This window comes from Bacteroidota bacterium (genome assembly GCA_034723125.1).
GTDB lineage: Bacteria > Bacteroidota > Bacteroidia > CAILMK01 > JAAYUY01 > JAYEOP01.
The window spans coordinates 1-2349 of sequence record JAYEOP010000364.1; the positions used below are offsets into that span (position 1 = coordinate 1).

Genomic DNA, 2349 nt, shown 5'->3' on the forward strand with positions numbered 1-2349 from the left:
CGGCTGATCCCTCCGGACAAGTATTCCTTCGTTAAAAAACGGCTAACAAAGTGCAGCTCTCACAATTTATCCCGCACCTTTTGTTCGGGACATAAACCAAGCGGGTCTTACGAAAGCATTCGGCACAGGCTGTACTTGGCGGTTCATTAGATAAAAGAAAAAAATAATTGTGTTTTTGTTCCTTTAACTGGATACTTTTCGGTTAAGATATCCAATAAGCCAGGCTATGTTATTTCACCACAACACTCTCCATCAGAATTTGTACCGCCTCCGGTCCTTTGTTACTTAGTAAATCAACAACACTTAAATTTGGAATAAAGTCAAATCGCTCACTAAACACTTGTTGATATTCAATGGTTTTTAAACTATTATCACTTTTATTGAGTTTCTTTTTAGGATGAATACTATTTCTTAAATCATCAAACTCTCCCCTACTAACATCTGTTTCGGAAAGCAATTTAATTTTAGTATCCAACTCAAGAATTTCTATCAAATTCAAAATTATTTCAATATTTAGGTCAATTAAAAAATTCTTTTTTCTGTTAAAATATTTTTCAAAATCATTCATGTAAAAAAGGAAAAACGGTGATTTGTTATATGCGGAAATGATTGAATTCCAATGGTCTTTTTGCCAATTTATCCCATAATCAATCTGCACATCTTTAAGTTTCATTTTTGTTTTATCTTTTTTTACAGGCACAATTAGCGACAAAACTTTGTTGGCACCTAAAATTTTCATTCTATTTCTGTAACTTTGCTTTTCAAAAAGACTTAAATCATCAATAATAATTTCATTGTAATTAAAAACTTTTGAGAAATATTGTATATTTGGGAAATAATGTGGTTCTATCAATAAAGCTTTCATACAAAAAATGGCAAATAATGTGAAAAATACAAAGTTGAATAAAGGGTTAAATTTAAAATTATTATTAATTTTTCTTGTATTGCTTTGGCTTTTTCCTCTTGTGTCAAAATCAATTGTTCTTCATCTTAATTATAGTGTTTTTAAAAAAGACGATAAATCAGGCTATGTTGAATTGTATTTTAAAATTCCTGTTTCTACAATTTCTCTAACAGAAAATGAAAACGCAAAATTTCAAGCTTCTTTGTCTGTTGAAATTTCGTTTTTACAAAATAATAAAATTGTTTTAACTGATTTTTATAATTTGTTAAGCCCTGAACTTATGGGTAATAAAAATACAAATCTTGCTTTACTTGAATTAAAAAGATACGTTTTGCCTTATGGAAACTATTCATTACAAATCAATATTTCCGACAATAATGAGGAAGGTAATCAAACCAATTTTAATTCAGAAATAGCTGTTTCTTTTCCTCACAAAAACATTGATTTTTCTACCATTGAACTTGCTGACACAATATATCAATATAGTGAAACAAATGAATTTTCACGAAACGGAAAAAAGGTAATTCCAAATGTAACAAACTTCTATTACGTCAATAAAAATTCCCTACAATTTTATGTTGAATTTTACAATGCAAAAGATTTTATTGACAGCAAAATTCTTTATGCAAAATATTATTTAATAAAAGATTCGGCAGTTTTGTATTCTACTGCTAATTTAACAAAACAATTAACACTTGATTTGAATTATATAAATGGAACAATACAAATAAAAGATTTATCACTCGGGCAATATCAATTAGTTGTAGAAATTCTAAATACCAAAAATCAAAAAATTGCCACAAAAACATCTTCTTTTTCAATTATTGAAAAAAGCAAAAAAGACTATACTCTCGAAATAGATAAAATAAAGTTTTTCAAAAAATTACTATCCTCATATACTTATCCCGAACTCAAAAACAATATTGATTACCTCTATTTTATTTCTACCAGAAAAGAACTACAAACCGCAGTATATCTTGAAAAACATGAAGACAGTGCTTCGTCTGTTAATTTTTTATACAAATTTTGGATAGTAAGAGATTCCATTGATCCGGCAAGAGCTTGGTTGACACATTTGAAAAAATCAAACACTGCCAACGAAATATTCGGAACTCAATTACGAAAAGGATATCTTACCGACAGAGGAAGAGTGTTTATGGAATACGGTAAACCAAATCACATTATTGAATCGAAAGATGCATCAATTGCCTACCCTTACCAAATTTGGCAATACTATCACCTTTCAAAAACACAACAAAATAAAAAGTTTGTATTTTTTAATCGCACAGGAGCATTAGATGAATTTGAATTACTACATTCTGATGCAACGGGAGAACCCAAAAACGAGAATTGGAAACAAGTAATAAATAAATTCAACCACAACAATAATTTCAAGGATAACATTTGGGGAGATTATCTTGAAGATGATTTTAATTGGTAGAAAG

2 protein-coding genes are annotated in these 2349 nt (G+C 28.9%); one reads left to right on the forward strand and one right to left on the reverse strand.

Annotation, left to right across the window (positions count from 1 at the left end):
* Positions 1–229: 229 nt before the first annotated feature.
* Positions 230–865, reverse strand: coding sequence for a WbqC family protein (locus U9R42_09775; GenBank protein MEA3496308.1), 636 nt, complete (start codon positions 863–865; stop codon positions 230–232).
* A gap of 7 nt (positions 866–872) precedes the next feature.
* Between U9R42_09775 and U9R42_09780 the strand changes: the two genes are divergently transcribed.
* Positions 873–2345 (forward strand): GWxTD domain-containing protein, encoded by a 1473-nt coding sequence (locus U9R42_09780; protein ID MEA3496309.1) that lies wholly within the window; start codon positions 873–875, stop codon positions 2343–2345.
* Positions 2346–2349 lie beyond the last annotated feature (4 nt).